We start from the raw sequence: 19,567 nt of genomic DNA on the forward strand, positions 1-19,567 counted from the left end.
GTGATCAGCATGGACATCAGCATCAATGCCTCCTATCTGCCCCAGGACGATCCGGACGCCGCGCTGGCGTTCTACCGGGACACCCTCGGCTTCGAGGTCCGCAACGACGTCGGCTACGAGGGCATGCGCTGGATCACCGTCGGCCCGGCCGGTCAGCCCGATGTCGCGATCGTGCTGCATCCCCCGGCCGCCGATCCCGGCATCACCGACGACGAGCGGCGCGTCATCGCCGAGATGATGGCCAAGGGCACCTACGCCGGGATCAATCTGGCCACCCGCGACCTCGACGGCGTCTTCGAGAAATTGCAGGCCAGCGACGCCGCCGAGGTGGTGCAGGAACCGACCGACCAGCCGTACGGGGTTCGGGACTGCGCCTTCCGCGACCCCGCGGGCAATATGGTCCGCATCAAGCAGCTGGACTGAGAGCCGTCCGACGAACAAGAGGAAGACACCACGAGCTATGGCCAAGAAGACGGACACGCGGTCGCCCGCGCACGCGGCCGACACCCACGATCTGATCCGGGTGGTCGGCGCGCGGGAGAACAACCTGAAGGACGTCAGCGTCGAGATCCCCAAGCGCCGGTTGACCGTGTTCACCGGCGTATCGGGCTCGGGCAAGAGCTCGCTGGTGTTCGACACCATCGCCGCGGAGTCGCGGCGGCTCATCAACGAGACCTACAGCACCTTCATCCAGGGCTTCATGCCGACCCAGGCGCGACCTGACGTGGACGTGCTGGACGGTCTGACCACCGCCATCATCGTCGACCAGGAGCGGATGGGCTCCGACCCCCGCTCCACGGTCGGTACCGCCACCGACGCCAATGCCATGCTGCGCATTCTGTTCAGCCGACTCGGCAAACCGCATATCGGTTCCCCGCAGGCGTTCTCCTTCAATGTGGCCTCCATCAGCGGGGCGGGCGCGGTCACGGTGGAGAAGGGCGGCCAGCAGGTCCGGGAGCGGCGCAGCTTCAGCATCACCGGCGGGATGTGCCCGCGCTGCGAGGGGCGCGGGTCGGTCAACGACATCGACCTGACCCAGCTCTACGACGACAGCAAATCGCTCAACGGGGGCGCGCTGACCGTCCCGGGCTACAGCATGGACGGCTGGTACGGCCGCATCTTCAGCGGCTCCGGATTCTTCGATATGGACAAACCGATCAGGAAGTTCACCAAGCGTGAACTCAACGATCTGCTCTACAAGGAGCCCACCAAGATCAAGGTCGAGGGCATCAACCTCACCTACGAGGGCATCATCACCAAAATGCGCAAGACCATGCTGGCCAAGGACGTCGACTCCTTGCAGTCGCATGTGCGCGCGTTCGTGGAACGGGCGGTGACCTTCCAGACCTGTCCGGACTGCGACGGCACCCGGCTCAGCGCCGAGGCGCGCTCGTCGAAGATCGGCAAGGTCAATATCGCCGACGCGTGCGCCATGCAGATCAGCGATCTCGCCGAATGGGTCGGCGGACTGCGGGAACCGTCGGTGCAGCCGCTGCTGGACGCGCTGCGGCACACGCTCGACTCGTTCGTGGAGATCGGGCTCGGCTATCTGTCGCTGAACCGGCCCTCGGGCACGCTGTCGGGCGGTGAGGCGCAGCGCGTCAAGATGATTCGCCACCTCGGCTCCTCGCTCACCGATGTCACCTATGTGTTCGACGAACCCACCGCCGGACTGCATCCGCACGACATCCAGCGCATGAACGATCTGCTGCTGCGACTGCGGGACAAGGGCAATACGGTCCTGGTCGTCGAGCACAAGCCGGAGACCATCGCCATCGGCGACCATGTGGTGGACCTCGGTCCGGGCGCGGGTGCGGCGGGCGGCGCCATCTGCTTCGAGGGCACCGTCGACAAGCTGCGCACCAGCGGGACCATTACCGGGCGGCACTTCGACGACCGCGCCACGCTCAAGAGCGAGGTACGGGAACCGAACGGGGCGTGGAAGATTCGCCATGCCAAGACCAACAATCTGCGCGATGTCTCCGTCGATGTCCCGCTCGGCGTGCTCTGTGTAGTCACCGGCGTGGCCGGATCCGGCAAGAGTTCGCTGATCCACGGCTCCATTCCCGGCTCCGACGGCGTGGTGGCGGTGGACCAGACGCCCATTCGCGGTTCGCGGCGCAGCAATCCGGCGACCTACACCGGGCTGCTGGAGCCGATCCGCAAGGCGTTCGCGAAGGCCAACGGCGTCAAGCCCGCACTGTTCAGCTCCAATTCCGAAGGCGCGTGCCCGAATTGCAACGGCGCGGGCGTGGTCTACTCCGATCTGGGCATCATGGCCGGGGTCGCCACCACCTGTGAGGTGTGCGAGGGCAAGCGGTTCATGGCGGAGGTGCTCGAATACACCCTGGGCGGCAAGGACATCAGCGAGGTGCTGGCCATGCCGGTGACCGAGGCCGTGGAATTCTTCGGCGACGGCGAGGCCAAAACCCCTGCCGCGCATGCGATCCTGCGGCGGCTCGCCGATGTCGGGCTCGGTTATCTGACCATCGGGCAGCCGCTGACCACACTGTCCGGCGGTGAGCGGCAGCGGCTCAAGCTGGCCACCCACATGGCCGACAAGGGTGGGGTGTACGTCCTCGACGAGCCCACCACCGGCCTGCATCTCGCCGATGTGGAGCAGCTGCTCGGACTGCTCGACAAGCTGGTGGAATCCGGCAAGTCGGTGATCGTCATCGAGCATCACCAAGCGGTGATGGCGCACGCCGACTGGATCATCGACCTCGGACCGGGCGCGGGCCACGACGGCGGCACGATCGTCTTCGAGGGCACGCCCGCCGATCTGGTGGCCAACCGCTCCACACTGACCGGTCAGCACCTCGCGGAGTACGTGGGAGCCTGACCCCGTCAGGGCAGCTGCTCCCATGCAGCTTCGAGGACCTCACGGAACAGGGTGCGACAGTTCCCGTCGTCGAGGTCCTCGAAGTCGGCGAGCGGTGGTCGCAGCATCAGCGCGTTCACCACGAAGGCCGAGCGGGTGCCCTTGAGCCGGTAGAGCCGTTCGAACCGGCGCTCGGCGAAGCGCACATCGTGTTCGAGGCCCGAAATGCGGCTGGCGACCCGGGTTTCGCGGGCATAGTCGTATTCGCCCGCCACCACGTAGCGGTCGTCGACCAGCAGCAGGCCGGAGGCATTGCTGGCGTGCTCGCGCTTGACCACGACATTCTCGACCCCGGCACGCACCAGCCGCCAGAGCTTGTCCGCGTAGGGCCAGACGTCGGCGACATCGTCCAGGACGTACATGCGCCGGATGTCCACCCGGGCGGAACCGGTGCGGCTCGCCAGGTGCAGCAGGACGTCGTGGTAGTCCTCGCCGACGTCACCGCCGATGGAACCGAGTGTCGCGGAGTGGATGATACGCACCGAACGGGTGGCGTGGGTGACGATGGCGCTCCAGTCGCTCACCGTATTCCACTCCCACACCATGGCGCTGTGCGAGGGCACCTGCGCGAGCACGTCTTCCGCGCGTTCGAGTTGACGTTCGGCGATCTCGCGCAGGGGCTGACAGGCCGCCCCCGCGCGAGCGGCCTCGATCAGGCTCCGAGTCAGGCGCAGACCCCGTTCGACGGCTTCGACATCCTCGCCGAGGAGCACGTTGAAGCGCATACGCAGCGCGTCGTGCCGATTGTCGACGGCCCGGGCGGTGGCTGCGCGTCCGGGTGCGGGCAGCGCCGCACCCAGCGCCAGGCTGAGCCGTTCGCGCAGCGACAGCTGCGGTATCCGGGAACCGTTCTCGATCTGCTGGATGAGGCTGCGCGAACATCCGACCTTGGCCGCCAGGGTCGCCTGGGTGAAACCCCGGTCCTTGCGCAGACGGCGGACCACGTCGCCGATGGCGTCGCCCTCCGGATTCGCCAGCATCGCGCCCCTCCCCTGCCCGTGCCGCCCAGGGTGTGTCATGTCAGCCTAGTTCGTGCCACGAAATGCCACCAGACATCCCATGATTCACACCGATGCCCGGGCGGGGTCGAACTGGTCGGGCAAATGGCAAGTGACAGCAGTCATTTCGATTGATCGGGGTAATTCATCGCTCGTACCGTCGAATCGAGCACCTACGCGAGAGGTGAAATACGATGACACTCCGGATAATCGGGCCGCTGATAAGCAGTGACCGAACACCCGAGTTCGCCCGGGAGACCGAGCCGGGTAGGTGGACGGTGAGTTGGCTGCCAGGCTTCGCCCTGTCACGCGAACAGGCGATCAGCGCCATGGTTGTCGACGAGACACTCAGCGATCCCACGGCGGTGGACGCCGAGCTCGCCATGGAGACGGCCACGCTACGCGCCGCCGAACTCGGATTCGATCTCCGGGAGGTCGTGCTACGTCTGTCGGTTCGCGTTCTGGAGCGGGACCGAGCGGGCGCGCCACCATCGCACCAGCATGGTGGACCCGGTGACGAGCAGGGCTGCCAGCGGGATCAGCGGCAGGTAGGAGACCCATACGATGGGTTCCTCCGGCGCGAGGGCGACGAAGGTGGCGAGCACGGTCACCGTGAAAACGACCGCCGACCAGCGGTGCGCCTGCCGCACCCGCTGTCCCCGCACCCAGCCGACCGGGCGCGGCGCGGCACCGCGACGGGCGCTCGTATACGACGACACCAGCAGGTACAGACCGGAGAACGCCAGTACGGCGAGCGGCGGCAGCGGCAGGTAGGACAGCCATTCGGGGCCGCCCACCGCCAATCCGATCACGGTGACGACGGTGGTCGCCACGAAGGTGACGGCTAGCCACCGGTGTGCCTGCCTGATCCGGATACTCCTGGTCATGGTGGTCTCCTCTCCGTTCGAGCCACGCCGCCGCGGCACTCGCGGGCGGATGTTCCGAAGTCGACGCTAGCTATGGCCCGGAGAGCAGCGCTTCTCGATTCCTGACCGATTGCGGCGGCCGTCGCGGCGCAGGTCGTCGGCGCCGTCGCGGCGCGGGATCGGGCGCGAGCCGAGCGGGTTCGCCGCCGAGAACGGGCACCGCGGGCGTCCACGACAGCTATTCGGGCACCGGCGCGCCGGAGATTCCGCAAAACGGGCCGCGACGCGGCAAACCGCCCGCACCCCAGACGGACCCGACCGGTGCGCACACCGGTGCGCTCGAAGCCGTTTCGCGGTCACCGGTCCCGCACGGGAGGCGGGGGCCGCCCCCTAGGGTTGAAGCCGACGGGTGCGCCCGCCGAGAGGAGTTGCCGATGGAACACTTTCTGCCGTTTCGCAAGAGCGCGGTCATCTCGCTGTGCGCCGACGAGGTGCCCGAGACCGAGCGGGAGTCCTTCCTGGAGTTCGCCCGATTACTGGCGGCCCTGGTCCACTACTCGTTCCACGAGCGCGGCGATGCGGTGCTGGACGCGTATCAGCTGGTCGATCCGGCCGAGGATATGCGGGTGATTCGGACCGCGACCCCGCCGGAGCGGGCGGCGGCGCGGCAGCGGGTGGAGCGGGAGCTCATCGCACTGGCGGAGGCGGCCAATTTCACGCGCATCGACGAGGCCGAGATCGAGCGGGCCTTCGCCGAACAGTCGCTGGTGAAGGTGCGGCTGGAGGTGGAGGACGAGAATATCGACACGGTGCTGTTCTTCCGGCGCGGCGAGGCACGCAAAACCGAACGGGTGAAGTCGCTGTACGGGTTGCGGCGGCGCACGGTCGAATTCACCAGCTACGCCAAGGTGCTGGTGTATATCGCGTTCACCGAGCGCGAGCAGGCCGACGACGGGCAGCCCTCCGGCGGTGTGCTGTTGAAACTGTTCCAGGATGTGCCGCGCAATGATCTGGAGATGCTGTATCCGAGCGTGCGCGTACGTATGCGACCGCTGGACAAACTGCTCATCGGGGTGCCCGCGGTGGTCTCCGGGATCATCGTCGTGGTCACCAAGCTGATCGCCTCGATGGGACTGCTGGTGCTGCTGCTGGCCTTCTGGCTCGGACTCCGCGACGAATCGGTCACGCTCGATCAGACCGCGCTGGTCACGCTCGGGGCCGGACTGGCGGCCTTCGGCGGATATCTGGTGCGCCAATTCTCCAAGTTCAAGAACCGCAAGATCAAGCTCATGAAGACGCTGTCGGAGCACCTCTACTTCCGCAATCTGGACAATGACGCGGGCGTCTTCCACCACCTGCTGGGGGCGGCGGAGGATTCGGAGGTCAAGGAGGCGCTGCTCGCCTATCACTTCCTGAGCACCGCCGAGCGCCCGCTGACCGCGGCGGAACTGGACCGGCGCATCGAGGAGTGGTTCCGCAAGCACTGGCGGACCACCTTCGACTACGAGGTCTCCGACGGGCTGCGCAAACTGCGGGAGCTGGAGTTGCTCACCGAGGGCGAGGGTGGAGCCCTCGGGGTGGTGTCACTGCCGGAGGCGAAACAGCGGTTGGATCATCGCTGGGACAATCTGTTTCGCTTCCACACGCCAGCGTCGGGCACACCGGGCACACAGAACCGATAGGTGAACGAGCGGGTCTCGGTCGGGCCTTCCGACATCGGTCGGGCAGCCCGGATCTCCCGGGCAGCCCAGAATTCAGGCCCCGGAGGCCCGGGCCGCGGAGTTCAGGCCACGCAGAACTCGTTGTCCTCGGGGTCGGCCATGGTGACCCAGGCGAACGGCCCCTGCCGCCCCTCGTGCAGCGGCTTCGCGCCGAGTTCGGTCAGCCGCTCCACCTCGGCCGCTCGCCGCTCGTCCCCCACCCGGATATCGAGGTGTAGTCGGTTCTTCACCGTCTTGGCCTCGGGTACGAGCTGGAACAGCACCCGGGGCCGCTCCGGATGCCGAATGGCCGTCCCGATCTTCCAGACCAGCTTTCCCCGATGCGTCGTGGTGTCGTCCGCCGAGGCATGCCCCTGCGCGACCATGGTGCGAATGAAGTCCTCGTCCTGGGGTTCGACCTCCCACCCCAGCGCCTCCGCCCACCAGTCGGCCTGGGTGTGCGGATCGGCGCAATCGACGACCACCTGAAATTCGTATCCCATGGGCCGTACCCTAGCGCCGGGCACCGACAGCCTCGCTTCTTCGGACGGCTCGGCCGTGGGAGCGCTCAGACGAGATCCGCGAACGATTCGACATCGGCGATACTGCCGGACACGATGAGCTGATCGCCGTCCATCACCACGGTATCCGGCGTGGCATAGGTGAATTCGCCGCCGCGACGCTTGATGGCGACGACCGTCACGTCGAACTGCTGCCGCAGACCGCTCTCGGTGAGCGTCATCCCGATCGCCGCGCGCGGAGCGGTGGTGCGCACCATGGCGTAGTCCTCGTCGAATTCGATGTAGTCGAGCATGCGCCCGGTCACCAGGTGCGCGATGCGTTCGCCCATATCGAATTCCGGCAGCACCACGTGATGCGCGCCGATGCGCTCGAGGATGCGGCCGTGCTGGCGGCTGGTGGCCTTGGCCCAGATGCGCGGGATCTTGAAATCGACGAGCAGCGAGGTGGTGAGAATGCTCGCTTCCAGATCGGTGCCGATGCCGACCACCGCGTGCGGGAAGTCCGGGACGCCGAGCTGTTCCAGTGCACCGATATCGGTGGTGTCGGCGACCGCGACGTGGGTGAGTTCGTCGGAGTAGTTCTGCACCAGGCGCGGATCGGAGTCGATGGCCAGCACCTCGGAGCCGTGTACGACCAGTTCGCGAGCCAGTGAGCCGCCGAACCGTCCCAGTCCGATGACGACGACCCTGGTGCCGGGGTGTTTGGGGGCCTTGGTGAATGGTGTCCTAGCCAACGATGGGTCGCTCCTCCGGTAGCTCGTAGCGGCGTTCGTGCTCGCGCAGCGCGAGGGCGGACGCCAGGGTGATCGGACCGACACGGCCGATGAACATCAGGCCGATCAGTAGCAGATGCCCGGTGGTCGGCAGGTCGGCGGTGATGCCGGTGGACAACCCCACGGTGCCGAACGCCGAGGTGACCTCGAACAGTACGTCGTCGAGCGGCAGATGCGACAGCCGCAGCAGCGTCATGGTCGAGATCAGCACGACGCCGAGGCTCAGCAGCGCGACCGTGATCGCCTGCCGCTGCACGGTGGCGGCCAGCCGCCGTCCCATCACGTGCACGGTCGGCTGGCCGCGCACCTCGGCGTACACCACGAACGCCAGCAGCGCGAAGGTGGTCACCTTGATTCCGCCCGCCGTGCCCGCGCTGCCGCCGCCGATGAACATCAGCGCGTCATTGACAAGCAGCGTGGTGGGGTGCAGCGCACCGACATCCACGGAGTTGAAGCCCGCGGTACGCGGGGATGCGCCGTGAAACACCCCCGCGAGCAGTTTGCCCGGCAGCGCCAGTGGACCGAGGGTTCGAGGGTTGGTCCATTCCAGTGCTGTCACCAGCACGACACCGACGGCGAGCAGACCGGCATAGGTCAGCACGGTGATCTTGGTGTGCAGCGACCATCCCGGAACTCGGACGCCCCGCAGCCGCGAGCGCATCGCCCGCGACACCTCGAACACCACCGGGAAGCCGATGCCGCCGAGCACGAACGCGATCATGATCGGCCCGATGATCCAGAAGTCCGTGGCCTGGCCGACGAGATTGTCGGAGGCGAGGCCGAATCCGGCGTTGTTGTAGGCCGAGATCGCATGAAACACGCCCCAGTACAGGGCGGAGCCGAAGGAATCCGGTGTGGTCGCCAACCGACGCGCGGTCAGCGCCGCGGCCACCACCACCTCGATCGTCAGGCTCATGGCGACGACGCCGAGGACGACGCGCTTCGTCTCGCCCAGCCGCAGGGTCTTGGTCTCCGCCTGGGCGATGAGCTGCATCCGCAAACCCATGCGGCGGGCGACGAGCAGCCCCAGCAGCGAGGCCGCCGTCATGATGCCGAGGCCACCGATCTGGACGAGCGCGAGCACCACCGCCTCGCCGAACGCGGACCAGTGGGTGGCCGTGTCGACCACCACCAGGCCGGTCACACAGACCGCCGAGGTGGAGGTGAACAGGGCGGTCACCGGATCGGTCCAGGTACCGGAGGCCGCGGAGACCGGCAGCATGAGCAGCAGCGTGCCGAGCAGATTGGCCGCGGCGAAGCCGGCCACCGTCAGCCGGGCGGGATGCCCCAGCGGACCCAGTCGCCGGATTACCGGCAACGCGGTTCGTCCCATCCGATCAGTACGCCGAGCCCGATGGCGAACCGACGCACCCAGTCACTCGGCCTCCTCTGTCGCACCCGACTCCGACCGGTACGGCCGGCCCGGGGGGAGTCTATCCGCGCGATCGGCGCCGACCGCCGAAGCCGCACTGTGGGTTGCGCCACCGGGCACGGCTCATGTCGACTCCGCTTTCGGGCGCACGCGCAGGTGCGCGCGTTCGCCCTGTTTGCCGAAGAGGCTGAGGAATTCGACCGGATTATCGTCGGCCGGACCGAACCAGTGCGGGACGCGGGTGTCGAATTCGGCCGCCTCACCGGGGAGCATGACGAAATCGTGTTCGGCGAGGATGACGCGCAGGCGGCCGTTGAGCACGTAGAGCCATTCGTAGCCCTCGTGGGTCTTGGGATCCGGTTCGCCACGGTGAGCATCGGGGGCGAGCACGAGCTTGTACGCCTGCACGCCGCCGGGGCGGCGGGTCAGCGGGATCATGGTCATGCCGTGCTGGGTGACCGGGCGCAGGTGGACGCGCGGATCGCCGGTGGGTGGGGCGCCGACCAGTTCGTCCAGGGTGACGCGGTGGGCCTTGGCCAGGGGCAGCAGGAGTTCGAGTGTGGGGCGGCGGGCACCGGATTCCAGGCGGGACAGGGTGCTCACCGAGATGCCGGTGGTGGCGGAGAGATCGGTGAGGGTGACATCGCGCTGTTTACGCAGGGCGCGCAGGCGGGGGCCGACCGCTTCCAGGGCCTGATCCAGGTCGTCCATGCCTCCAGTTTGCCATAACAGCAAAGGAGCTTGCCGAAACCGCGGGTTCGGGCGCATGGTCGTCGGCGAGGAGGTGGTCTGGATGACCGAATGGACCGGAAACTATGACGCGGTGGTGATCGGCGGCGGGGCCGCGGGGCTGAACGGGGCGCTCATGCTGGCGCGCTCGCGGCGGTCGGTGCTGGTGGTCGACTCGGGAGCGCCGCGCAATGCCCCCGCCCACGCGGTGCACGGGCTGTTCGCGCGCGACGGCGTGCCGCCGCGGGAACTGCTGCGGCGTGGCCGCGAGGAGGTGCGCGGCTACGGCGGCGAGATCGTCGACGGTGAGGTCACGGCGGTGGCGCACACGGACGACGGTTTCGCGGTGACGCTGCGCGACGGCGGGACGGTGCGAGCGCGGCGACTGCTGGTGACCACCGGGCTGGTCGACGAACTGCCCGATATCGCGGGACTGCGCGAACGATGGGGGCGCGAGGTGGTGCACTGCCCCTACTGCCACGGCTGGGAGGTGCGCGATCAGCCCATCGGCGTCATCGCCACCGGGCCGATGTCGGTGCACGGCGCACTACTGTTCCGGCAGTTGAGCGCCGATGTGGCGTTTCTCGCCAACGATCTGCCGTTGAGCGCGGACCAGCGGGAGGAGCTGGCGGCGCGGGGAATCGAGGTCGTCGAGGGGGCGGTGGCCGCACTGGAGATCACCCAGGACCGGCTCACCGGTGTGCGGCTGGCCGATGGCACGCTCATCCCCCGCACCACGGTGGCGGTCGCCTCGCGCATGGTGGCGCGCGCCGAATTCCTCGCGGGCCTGGGCCTGACCGCGGTCGCCCACCCCTCCGGTATGGGCGAGCACATCCCCGCCGACCCGACCGGCCGCACCGAGGTGCCGGGTGTCTGGGCCGCGGGCAATGTCACCGACCTGTCCGCCCAGGTCGGCAGCGCCGCCGCCGCGGGCGCCATGGCCGGTGCGCAGATCAACGCCGACCTGGTGGCCGAAGAGGTCCGCGCAGCCGTGGCCGCGCGCGTCTGACTCGGCACGGAGGAACGCGGGTCGGACCGCGCCCGGGCGGTGCCGCCGCCGTTCGGGCGCGGTGCCCGTGTCCGGCGCGGCGCGCATCGGCTGGAGATGCGGGTGGTGTGCGGGACGGACCACCCGATGCGAACCGGCGGGAGTGGAGTCGGCGCGCCGTGGTCGGCATTCCGGGCACGCGACATTGCCGGTGCGCATGTATGCCAGCCGAGTCGCGGCGGCGCAAATGGGACAGCCGACTAGTCGGGTTGCGGCAATCGCACGGCATCAGCGGGGATATCCGGGACCGCTTCCACCACCACGGATTTCAGGGCCGGATCGGGCAGGAGCAAACGCCAGTCGTCGTGCGACCAGACGACTGTCTGAGTGTTTGCCGCAATGCTGTTGTCCGAGTAGATGCTGTACACGAGCAACTGGGCGCGATCCTCGGCGTACGTGGTGAACCGGTAGGCGGCGATGCGGGGAGCCAGTTCCGCGGAGGCGGGTTGGGTGACCGAGATCCGGGCGCGGGCCAGCACCCATTCGTCCTTGCCGGGGCCGGGTACGAGGGTCTGCGCGGCGATCTTCGACCAGGTGGCGTCGGGGGCCAGGGAGATGCGGACGGTGTGGTGGATGGCGGCCAATGCCGCACCCTGCGGGGTGTGCGAGTAGCCCAGGGCGGCCTCGGCGACGCGGGTGGGACCGTCCTTGCCGCCGAAGGGAAGTCGCACACCCTGCCAGGTCTCCCAGTGAATGTCGGCCGGTGGCCGGTTCGGGTCGGGGGGCGCCGAGGTGGGTGCGGACGATGGGGTGTCGGAGAGGCCGCAGGCGGCGGCGGTGATCAGTGTCAGCAGGAGCAGCGCCGTTCGCTGGCAGATTGCTGATAGGCGCACGAGCCTCCCCTTCGCGGATCGGGGCGCTGATGAAAGGTGTTGCGGGGCACGGCTGCCGCGCACTCCCGCCGATCTTATTGTGGCGGATTCGGAGGATGTCGGCTATCCAAGGGAATTCATACCGACTCGTCCGTATTCAGTTGCCGGACCTCAGTTTCGGGTACCATCATCCCGGCAAAACATCATCGCAGGTGACGGGGACTCATCGCGGGGTAATTGCGGCGGGAACCCGATATGTCACCCGGGGTGGTGACGGCCGACCGCAGTGGGCGTCCAGAGGGTTTGGTGTGGGATGTGCGGTCGGCGCGACACCCGCCGCGAAAAGGGGATCCGGAATGACCGCTAGACGCACGTTGACCGCTCTCTCCGTCCTACCCGTGGTCCTCGCCGCGGGACACGGCGTGGCCGGGGCGGCACCGGGACAACCCGGGCTCGCGGTGCCCGGCGAGGGACAACCGGGACTGACCCAGCCGCCCCAGGCCCCCGCGACACCGCCCACACCCAGCCCGGCCGACTGGATTCCGGACCCACCCCCACCTCCGCCCCGGCCCCGGCCGCAGCAGCAGGTGCAGCCGAATATCGACACCCTGGTGCAGCCGCCGAGCCAGCGCGAACAGCCCTCCGAACCCGAGGCCGAGCCCGCGCGGCCCGCACCGGAAACGCCGTACATTCCGGAGAATCCGCACCAGCTGCGGCTCGGCACCGGCATCGTCGACCTGCCCGAATGGGTGGACGTACGGACGCGCGACAAGGCGCAGGCGTACGCGGACTGGGCGGAATGGCAGATCGCCGCCGCCTACGACGGCATGGGTTTCTCGCGTGAGGAATCCGACCGCATGGCCGCCACCAGCTCGATGGGCGCACTGCTCGGAGCCGGTACGGCGGGCGCACTCGCCCCGGCCGTGCTGGTGCCGATCGGCTGCGGTGTCGGCGCGGCCGTCGGCGCCCTGGCCGGTGCCGCGATCGGCGGCATCCCTACCGCCGGAGTCGGCGCCCCGGCCGGTGCGATCGTCGGCGGTATCGCGGGATGCGTCGGCGGCGGATCGCTCGGCGGCATGGTGAGCGTCCCCCTGGTGGTCGGCGGCGGTGCGCTGGCGGCACTCGCGGGTGGTGCCCTGAGCGGCGGCGACTCGACCAAACCACAGCCCCCGCTGCCCATCGACCAGCCGGTGGCGACCCAGGTCGCGGCCCCCACCCCGGCACCCCTCATCCACATCCCCGGCGTGCTGACCGTCGCCGCACCGGTCATCCCCGGCGTCACCCCCGCCGCCGCACCGGCGCCGGGCACGGACGCCGCCCCGCTCATCGACATCCCCGGCGTCGCGACGATCACCGCGCCGGTCATCCCCGGCATCACCCCCGCTGCCCTACCCGCACCGGCGCCCGCTCCGATCGCGGAGCCCGCCCCCGCTCCGATCGCGGAGCCAGCTCCCGTGTGGGAGCCCGCGCCGGTCGCGGCTCCCCAGTACGCGGAGCCCGTCGCGCAGGTGACCGCACAGGTGGTGGAAACGGCCGCGGCGGTGGAGGAGTCCGGGCCGGTGGGCGCGGCGGTGGTCGGTGGGTTGCGGGATGCGGTGGCGGCCATGCCACCGCTGGCTCCGGAGCTCGGGCCCGCCGCCGATGTCATCAATGGTGTGGTGTCGGCCTTCCACGCGCCGCGCTGAGTGACGACGACCGATTGGAGTGATGTCGGTGTCCGAGCGGCGCGACCCCTCGATGCCGCGGGCGACGATGCCCGCCCTGTCCCCGGAGAACGCGGGAGCGGATCACCCGGCGAGTCCGGAAGCGGCCCCGTGGTCCCGGTGGCTCGAGACCGATGACGGTGTCCGCGGCGGCGTGCGCCGCGCACCGGACCCGGACGACTACGACGGCGAGGATCTGTCGTCGGATCTGCGGGCCGAGGACCCGATGGCCCCGCTCGTCGAGGAGGCGCGGCGGCGCAGCCTCGCCACCCGCCGCCGACAGCGGATGATCATGCGCTCGGCCCTGGCGGCCGCGGCGCTGGCCCTGGTCGCCGTGGTCACGGCCGGAGCCTGGCTGTTCACCGGCGACGAAACGCCTACGGCCGCACCGCCGTCCACACCCCCGGAACCGCCCGCGGCGGCACCGGCCGCCGACGCCACCGACACCTGGTGCCAGCCGTCGGTCACCCCCGAGCGGGTGGTGGGCGCGGGTGCGGGCGATGCCACCACCGCGCCCGGTGTCATCCTGCGTCTCGAATACGCCTGGTACGTACAGCGCGACCCGGCCGCCGTGCGCGCCCTGCTCGCCCCGGACGCCCGGGTGGCCCCGGAGAGCGCCACCCGCGAGGCCATCGCCGCGGTCCCGGCCGGCACCCGGCACTGCGTCACCGTCTCCCCGCTGCCCGCCGGGCGCTGGCTGGTCGGCGTGGACGAGCGGCATCCCGATGGTGAGCAGGCGTCCTGGCAGCAGATCGTCACCACCGCGCACCGTGACGGACGAATGCTCATCACCGCGATCGTCGCCGCGGAAGGGTAGTGCCCCATGACCTCCGAGGCGGTGGAGCTGTCGGTCACGGCGACGCCCGGCGCGCCGACCGACCCGGTTCCACTGCGCGGCGGGCAGGGTCGCCTGGTGCGCGCCGCCCTGCCCTCGGTGCTGGTGCTCGGCACGACGGGCTCCTCCGGCGCGTCCACCACCGCGCTCGGCCTGGCCGCCGCCGCGGTGGCCGAGAGCGACGGACAGGTGTGGCCGATCGTGGTCGACGCCACCCTCGGCGGCGGTGATGTGGGACTGCGTGGCTGTGACGCCGCCACCCCCGTGAGCACCCTGCAGGATTGGCTGAACACCCCGCACCCCGAACTCGCCTCCACCGTGCTCGCCTGCACCGGCCACACCGCCACCGGAGTGCGGGTGCTGCCGCGCGGCCCGGACCCGCTGCCGCGCCGGGAAACCCTGGTGTCGGTGACACGCCACCTCGAGACGGCCGGGCTGCTCGCGGTGCTGGACGCGGGCGCGCCGGTCACCAGCCGCCTGGCCGCACCGCTGCTCTCCGACCCCCGGGTGGGGCTGGTGATCACCGTCGCCGCCCGGCCCGACGCGGTCAACCGGCTGCGACCGGCGCTGCGCTGGCTCGACGAGCAGTACAGCGAATTCCTCATCGGCGACGCGGTGATCGTGCTGACCGAACAGGTGCAGGGCGCGGGAAGAGCGTCCATCGACCATGTGCGCACCTATCTCGGCAAGTGGGTGCGGGAAGTGGTGACCGTGCCGTTCGACGGTCATCTGGCCGCGGGCGACGTGATCTCGTGGCACCGGCTGGCGGCCCCGACGCGCGACGCGTATCTGCGACTGCTGGGGGTGCTGCGGTGAACGACTGGCCGCCCGTACCCATGTGGCACCGCGCGGTGCCGGTCCCGCCGGGACGTCCCCCGCTGGTGTGGCTGGTCGGCGTGCACGGCGGCGCCGGGGTGACCAGCCTGGCCGCCAGTATGAGCTGGGCCGGTGATGCGGGGCGGCGCTGGCCGGGCCGCATCGGGCTGCTGCACGATATGGATTCGCCGCTGGTGGTGCTCGTCGCGCGCACCCACATGAGCGGTGTCAACGCTCTCGAATACGCGCTGCTCTCGCACCAGAACGAGGCGACACCGGCGGGCAGCCGCCTCGTCGGAGTGGTCACGGTGGCCGATTCCGCTCGCCCGCTGCCGGAGTCGGTGGCACGCCGACGGCAGGTGGTGGAGGCGCGCGCGGTCGATATGGGCGCGCGGGCGTGGCGGCTGAACTGGATCGAGCCGTGGCGCGAACTCGAACCGCACCGCATGCCGGTCTGGGATCCGGCCGCCGTGCGCAATCCGGTGGACGAGGGCGACGCGACACGCACTCCCCCGCAACCGGTTCGGCATCTCGCCGAACAGCTCTTCCTGGCCGCGCGCGCGGCGGGAATAGCTCTCACCGCGCCCGAGGCGCAGCAGACCGGACACCGCGACACCGGCTGAACACCGGTGCGGCACCCACCGCCGAATACGAGGAGGATCGAACATTGCTGTCCTGGGCAAGAATTCGACACTCGGCTGTCCTCGCGACCGCCGTCAGCGTCATCGCGGCGGTGGGGATCGGCGGCGCGTCCGCCGCCCCGACGGACCAACAACCACCCATCGAGACCTGCCCGGCGCTGTTCGCGCTCGGCATCCAGGGCACCGGGCAGTCGTCTCCCGACGCCGCGGTGACCACCGATACCGGCATGCTGTCCACCGTCTTCCGGCCCATGCTGGCCGCCGCGCCCGACGACGGTCTCGTCGCCCGTGCGTACGTGCCCTACGACTCGTCGTTCGGCGGCGCCACCTCGGCCAACGAGACGCCGTACGCGCGATCGGTGAGCGGCGGGCTCGGCACCCTGAAGTCCATGGCGCGCTCGGTACTCGACCGCTGCGAGCACACCCGCATCGCCGTCACCGGGTATTCCCAAGGGGCGCATGTGGCCTCGCTGTTCGCCCAGGAGGTGGGCGCGGGGCGGGGCGCGATCCCGGCGGACAAGGTGGCGGCGGTGGCGCTGTTCGGCGACCCCACCCGCAATCCGGGTGCGCCGCTGTTCCCCGGATCGCCGGGCAAGGTGACGCCCGACGCGGTGCCCGGCACCGGCGGGGAGGCGCTGTCGCGGATCACCGCGCAGCCCGCGCAGGTGGCCTACGGCGGCGGGATCGGGCCGGAACGGGATGTGGCGGCCAATTTCGGCGCACTCACCGGACGAGTGGCGAGCTTCTGCACCGCCGGTGATCTCGCCTGCGATGTGCCCGAGGACGCGGCGCTGCTGAAGGTGGTCGCCAATATCGCAGGCCAGGTGAAGCTTTCGGGCGGTGATCCGATCGGGTCGCTCATGTCCATCGGGCAGGCGCTGGCGTTCACCTCCATCAAGACCGTGACCGATGTGGTCAACAACGATATTTCGGGCACTTCGCTGAGCAATCTGCGGATCTCCCCGCAGAAGTCCATTTCCCAGCGGCTGGCCGAGGCGTCCGATCCACGCAATCAGGTGAACATCCCGGACGCGTTCCAGGCGCTGCTGAAGCTCGGGACCATCGCCATCAACACCGTGGTGACCGTGGTGCGCACCGTGCTGACGCCGGGCAATATCGCCGAGATCGCCACCGCCGGACTGGCCAATCCGCTGGCGGGGCTGGCGGTGCTGGGTACCAAGGTGGTCGGCGCGGTCACCCAGCTGGTGCCGCCGACCACCATCGACAACCTGGTCACCGAGGCGTTCGAGGCGGTGGTGGAGAACCTGCAGGACAACAAGGACCTGTTCGACGCCAACACCTGGGTGCGGTACTGGCAGACCGCGCAGAAGCACGACTACTCCAATCCGCAGGGCAGCGACTTCGGCGACAGCCCGGCGCAATTCGTGGGCCAGTGGTTCGCGGCGCTCGCCCACGACCTCGCCGGAGTGCACGACTACGGCAGCGCCCCCAAGGGCGGCAGCGACCGGCCCGACGGCGGTTTCGACTTCGCGCCCAGCACCACGAGCGCGCCGTCCACCGCCCCCGACGGCCAGTTCCCGCTCGGCGGTCCGAGCGACACGACCACGGCGCCGAGCACCAGCCCCGCGCCGCTCTTCGCGCCCACCACCGCCCCGACCACGAACCCCGCCGGTTCCGGCGGCTTCCCCCTCGCCTCCCCCGCGCAACCACAGGTCATCCCATGAGCACCATCGATACCTCCCCCACCGACGGCGGGTACTCCGGCAGCTGGGCCGACTGGATCGGCGAAAGCCTCGGCGCGCCACCGCCTCCCGACCGCCGCGCCCGCCGCGAGCGCGGAGCGCCCGCGCGAAGCCGCCGAGGTGACGACCGCGCCGCCGAATTCCCCGACGCACAGGGCGGATACGACCACGCACAACGCGGATACGACGATGACGGGTTCGACGACGCCGCGGCACCGGACGGCGAACCCGTACCCGGCCGCTACATCCGTCTGGACGACGAATACGACTTCGACGACGAAAGCGGCGACTACGACGACCTGCCCGGCTGGGACGACCGCCTGGCGGGCATGGCGAGACTGCACGCCCGCCTGCTGGAAGAGGACGACGACCTCGACCCGGCCCCGGCCTACGCCGACAGCGCCGACGACCGCCCTGCCGGTGGGCCCGACCCGGCCACGGGAACGCAGAGGTCCACCGCCACCGCGAGCCGCCGCCTGCCCGACACCGCGTCCCGAGACCGCCTGCCGCAGGCCGAAGCCGAGGGCGACACCACCGGCGAGACGGCCGATAGGCCAACCGGATACACCGGCGGTACCGACGACTACGCGCACCCCGGTGGCCACGACGGGAACGCGGGCACGCACGACGAGGGTGGTTACGACGACGGCGGTACCCCCGGCACGCGGTCGAGAGGCAGGCGGTCCGGCTCGGACTCGTCCGGCGCGGCGGGATCCACGGCGTGGCGGCGGGATCGGGCCGCTCGGCCGCATCCCTTCCCATCGTCGGATCCCCATTGGATGCCCGAGCCGCCGACCGCACCGCCCGCCGTGGCGCACGCGCGGTCCGGCGGTGCCGCACGGGCACAGCGGGATTCGGCCGACCGGGGTACCGACACCGGCTCCCGGACGGTTGGGCACTCGACCGCGGCGTTCCGGAAGGACGCGCGGGCGGACCAGGACGCCGGGTCACCCGTGCGCCACACGCCGGGCACGCAGTCCGCCTTCGGCGCGACACCGCGGTCCGGTCACGGCTCCACCGCGCGCCCGGACCACAGTGGGGAACGACGGTCGGGCCACGATGTGCACGCGCGATCGGACCGTGACAGGACCGCTCCATCGAACCGCGACAGCACCGTGCGATCCGACCGCGACCGGGGCGCTCGATCGGACGACACGGCCGCTGGATCGATGTACGGCACAGACATTCGGCCGGACCATGACGCGGGCATTCCACCGCCGCGTGACGCAGGCGCTGGAAGCCGGTACGCGGCGGGCGATCCGCCGGACTACGACGCGGACACGCGCCGCGGCGACAGAACCGACGCGCAAGGGTACGACGCGGGCACGCCGCCGAGTTGTGACGAGGGGACACGGTCAGCGTACCGGGCGGGCACACGGTCGGCGTACGGGCCGGGTTCGCGGGCGGAGGTCGCCGCGCGATCGCGGGCGGAGGCGGCTGCGGCGTTGGCTCGGCTGCACCGGACGTCCGGGGGGACGCGGCGGCGGGTGGGGGCCGATCGGGAGCCGTGGTCGCTGCGGGAGCGGATGTGGGAGTCGCGGGAGCGGTGGGCGGCGCCGTTGCTCGGGGTGCTGGCGGTGTGCGCGGTGGTGGCGGCGGTGCTGGTGCAGGTCACCAAATCGGGTGAGCCGACGCCCGCCGCGGCGGCGCCGACCGCGGTGCCCGCGACATCGGCGGCTTCGGACGTGGCGGCGGCTCCCGAATCTCCGGCGGCGGCCCCGAACGACGCGACCGCACCGGTCGGCGCGGCCACACCCGAATGTCCGGCGGAGGCCAAGGGTGGGCAGGTGCGCGGCAACGGTCCGGGCGGCACCCGGACGGGTCCGGACGCGATTCTGGCGTTGCAGCACGCCTACTACGTGGCGCGGTCGGGGGCGCTGGCCCGGGAACTCGTGGCGGCCGATGCGGCGGTGCCGTCGGCGGCCGACATCCAGGCCGGGATCGACACCATCCCACCGCTGACCACGCATTGCGTGCAGATCACACCGGGTGCGTTCGCCGGTCAGTACATCGTGATCGTCACCGAGTTCCGGCCGGACGACTCCCGGCGGATCTGGAGTCCGCAACTGGTCATGACCACCACGGATGCGGACCGCACGGTCATCAACGCCATCATCCCACTCCCCGACGACGCCACGCCACGCTGAGGGCGGCGCACACGCGCCGGGG

General features: G+C 70.2%; 17 protein-coding genes. 10 read left to right on the top strand and 7 right to left on the bottom strand.

The genetic code is table 11. From position 1 onward, the window contains the following. The first annotated feature begins 9 nt into the window (after positions 1–9). Both QJS31_RS11825 and QJS31_RS11830 read left to right on the top strand, forming a co-directional pair. Positions 10–423, top strand: a complete 414-nt coding sequence (locus QJS31_RS11825) for a VOC family protein (protein WP_282779951.1) — start codon at positions 10–12, stop codon at positions 421–423. Positions 424–460: 37 nt separating this feature from the next. Next, positions 461–2,842, top strand: coding sequence for an excinuclease ABC subunit UvrA (locus tag QJS31_RS11830; protein ID WP_282779949.1), 2,382 nt, complete (start codon positions 461–463; stop codon positions 2,840–2,842). Positions 2,843–2,847: 5 nt separating this feature from the next. Here QJS31_RS11830 and QJS31_RS11835 read toward each other — a convergent pair whose 3' ends face one another. After that, positions 2,848–3,861, bottom strand: coding sequence for a helix-turn-helix transcriptional regulator (locus tag QJS31_RS11835; protein WP_282779947.1), 1,014 nt, complete (start codon positions 3,859–3,861; stop codon positions 2,848–2,850). 458 nt (positions 3,862–4,319) lie between these two features. Continuing rightward, a complete protein-coding gene (locus QJS31_RS11840; RefSeq protein ID WP_282779945.1) occupies positions 4,320–4,766 on the bottom strand; it encodes a hypothetical protein in 447 nt (148 codons plus the stop codon). Positions 4,767–5,179: 413 nt separating this feature from the next. On the opposite strand from QJS31_RS11840, the gene QJS31_RS11845 reads away from it, so the two are divergent. Continuing rightward, a complete protein-coding gene (locus tag QJS31_RS11845; RefSeq protein ID WP_282779943.1) occupies positions 5,180–6,427 on the top strand; it encodes a TMEM143 family protein in 1,248 nt (415 codons plus the stop codon). 101 nt (positions 6,428–6,528) lie between these two features. Here the strand turns inward: QJS31_RS11845 and QJS31_RS11850 are convergent, their stop codons facing one another. From QJS31_RS11850 to QJS31_RS11865, 4 genes are all read right to left on the bottom strand, one after another. After that, on the bottom strand, positions 6,529–6,948 hold the full coding sequence (locus QJS31_RS11850; protein WP_306356690.1) for a VOC family protein: 420 nt from the start codon (positions 6,946–6,948) through the stop codon (positions 6,529–6,531). A gap of 65 nt (positions 6,949–7,013) precedes the next feature. Further along, positions 7,014–7,700 (bottom strand): TrkA family potassium uptake protein, encoded by a 687-nt coding sequence (locus tag QJS31_RS11855; protein ID WP_282779940.1) that lies wholly within the window; start codon positions 7,698–7,700, stop codon positions 7,014–7,016. Continuing rightward, positions 7,693–9,072 (bottom strand): TrkH family potassium uptake protein, encoded by a 1,380-nt coding sequence (locus QJS31_RS11860; protein WP_282779938.1) that lies wholly within the window; start codon positions 9,070–9,072, stop codon positions 7,693–7,695. The genes QJS31_RS11855 and QJS31_RS11860 overlap by 8 nt, the downstream gene beginning before the upstream one ends. A gap of 162 nt (positions 9,073–9,234) precedes the next feature. Next, on the bottom strand, positions 9,235–9,822 hold the full coding sequence (locus QJS31_RS11865; RefSeq protein ID WP_282779935.1) for a helix-turn-helix domain-containing protein: 588 nt from the start codon (positions 9,820–9,822) through the stop codon (positions 9,235–9,237). Between the two features lie 82 nt (positions 9,823–9,904). On the opposite strand from QJS31_RS11865, the gene QJS31_RS11870 reads away from it, so the two are divergent. After that, on the top strand, positions 9,905–10,849 hold the full coding sequence (locus QJS31_RS11870; RefSeq protein WP_306356691.1) for an NAD(P)/FAD-dependent oxidoreductase: 945 nt from the start codon (positions 9,905–9,907) through the stop codon (positions 10,847–10,849). 239 nt (positions 10,850–11,088) lie between these two features. Here QJS31_RS11870 and QJS31_RS11875 read toward each other — a convergent pair whose 3' ends face one another. Continuing rightward, positions 11,089–11,721, bottom strand: a complete 633-nt coding sequence (locus QJS31_RS11875; protein WP_306356692.1) for a hypothetical protein — start codon at positions 11,719–11,721, stop codon at positions 11,089–11,091. 335 nt (positions 11,722–12,056) lie between these two features. Between QJS31_RS11875 and QJS31_RS11880 the strand changes: the two genes are divergently transcribed. Genes QJS31_RS11880 through QJS31_RS11905 form a run of 6 tightly spaced genes read left to right on the top strand, consistent with a single transcriptional unit; the run spans position 12,057 to position 19,545 of the window. After that, positions 12,057–13,385 carry a hypothetical protein gene (locus QJS31_RS11880; RefSeq protein WP_306356693.1) on the top strand — a complete coding sequence of 443 codons (1,329 nt, stop codon included), beginning with the start codon at positions 12,057–12,059 and terminating at the stop codon, positions 13,383–13,385. A gap of 28 nt (positions 13,386–13,413) precedes the next feature. Continuing rightward, positions 13,414–14,220: a hypothetical protein gene (locus QJS31_RS11885; RefSeq protein WP_282783211.1), complete on the top strand. Its 807-nt coding sequence runs from the start codon at positions 13,414–13,416 to the stop codon at positions 14,218–14,220. Between the two features lie 6 nt (positions 14,221–14,226). After that, positions 14,227–15,054, top strand: coding sequence for a hypothetical protein (locus QJS31_RS11890; protein WP_306356694.1), 828 nt, complete (start codon positions 14,227–14,229; stop codon positions 15,052–15,054). Next, the gene (locus QJS31_RS11895) at positions 15,051–15,677 is read left to right on the top strand and encodes a hypothetical protein (RefSeq protein ID WP_282783214.1); all 627 of its coding nucleotides are present in this window, start codon (positions 15,051–15,053) and stop codon (positions 15,675–15,677) included. The genes QJS31_RS11890 and QJS31_RS11895 overlap by 4 nt, the downstream gene beginning before the upstream one ends. Before the next feature lie 44 nt (positions 15,678–15,721). Beyond that, positions 15,722–17,380, top strand: coding sequence for a cutinase family protein (locus QJS31_RS11900; RefSeq protein ID WP_306356695.1), 1,659 nt, complete (start codon positions 15,722–15,724; stop codon positions 17,378–17,380). Further along, complete coding sequence (locus QJS31_RS11905) at positions 17,377–19,545, top strand: hypothetical protein (protein WP_306356696.1); 2,169 nt, start codon at positions 17,377–17,379, stop codon at positions 19,543–19,545. The genes QJS31_RS11900 and QJS31_RS11905 overlap by 4 nt, the downstream gene beginning before the upstream one ends. Positions 19,546–19,567: the final 22 nt, after the last annotated feature.

It is taken from the genome of Nocardia sp. CC213A (genome assembly GCF_030766805.1).
GTDB classification, from domain to species: Bacteria; Actinomycetota; Actinomycetes; order Mycobacteriales; family Mycobacteriaceae; genus Nocardia; species Nocardia otitidiscaviarum.

Bases quoted from the DNA above. Each gene is read 5' to 3' on its own strand.
- QJS31_RS11825 (WP_282779951.1), top strand. From the start codon at position 10: ATGGACATCAGCATCAATGCCTCCTATCTGCCCCAGGACGATCCGGAC.
- QJS31_RS11830 (WP_282779949.1), top strand. From the start codon at position 461: ATGGCCAAGAAGACGGACACGCGGTCGCCCGCGCACGCGGCCGACACC.
- QJS31_RS11835 (WP_282779947.1), bottom strand. From the start codon at position 3,861: ATGCTGGCGAATCCGGAGGGCGACGCCATCGGCGACGTGGTCCGCCGT.
- QJS31_RS11840 (WP_282779945.1), bottom strand. From the start codon at position 4,766: ATGACCAGGAGTATCCGGATCAGGCAGGCACACCGGTGGCTAGCCGTC.
- QJS31_RS11845 (WP_282779943.1), top strand. From the start codon at position 5,180: ATGGAACACTTTCTGCCGTTTCGCAAGAGCGCGGTCATCTCGCTGTGC.
- QJS31_RS11850 (WP_306356690.1), bottom strand. From the start codon at position 6,948: ATGGGATACGAATTTCAGGTGGTCGTCGATTGCGCCGATCCGCACACC.
- QJS31_RS11860 (WP_282779938.1), bottom strand. From the start codon at position 9,072: ATGGGACGAACCGCGTTGCCGGTAATCCGGCGACTGGGTCCGCTGGGG.
- QJS31_RS11865 (WP_282779935.1), bottom strand. From the start codon at position 9,822: ATGGACGACCTGGATCAGGCCCTGGAAGCGGTCGGCCCCCGCCTGCGC.
- QJS31_RS11870 (WP_306356691.1), top strand. From the start codon at position 9,905: ATGACCGAATGGACCGGAAACTATGACGCGGTGGTGATCGGCGGCGGG.
- QJS31_RS11880 (WP_306356693.1), top strand. From the start codon at position 12,057: ATGACCGCTAGACGCACGTTGACCGCTCTCTCCGTCCTACCCGTGGTC.
- QJS31_RS11890 (WP_306356694.1), top strand. From the start codon at position 14,227: ATGACCTCCGAGGCGGTGGAGCTGTCGGTCACGGCGACGCCCGGCGCG.
- QJS31_RS11905 (WP_306356696.1), top strand. From the start codon at position 17,377: ATGAGCACCATCGATACCTCCCCCACCGACGGCGGGTACTCCGGCAGC.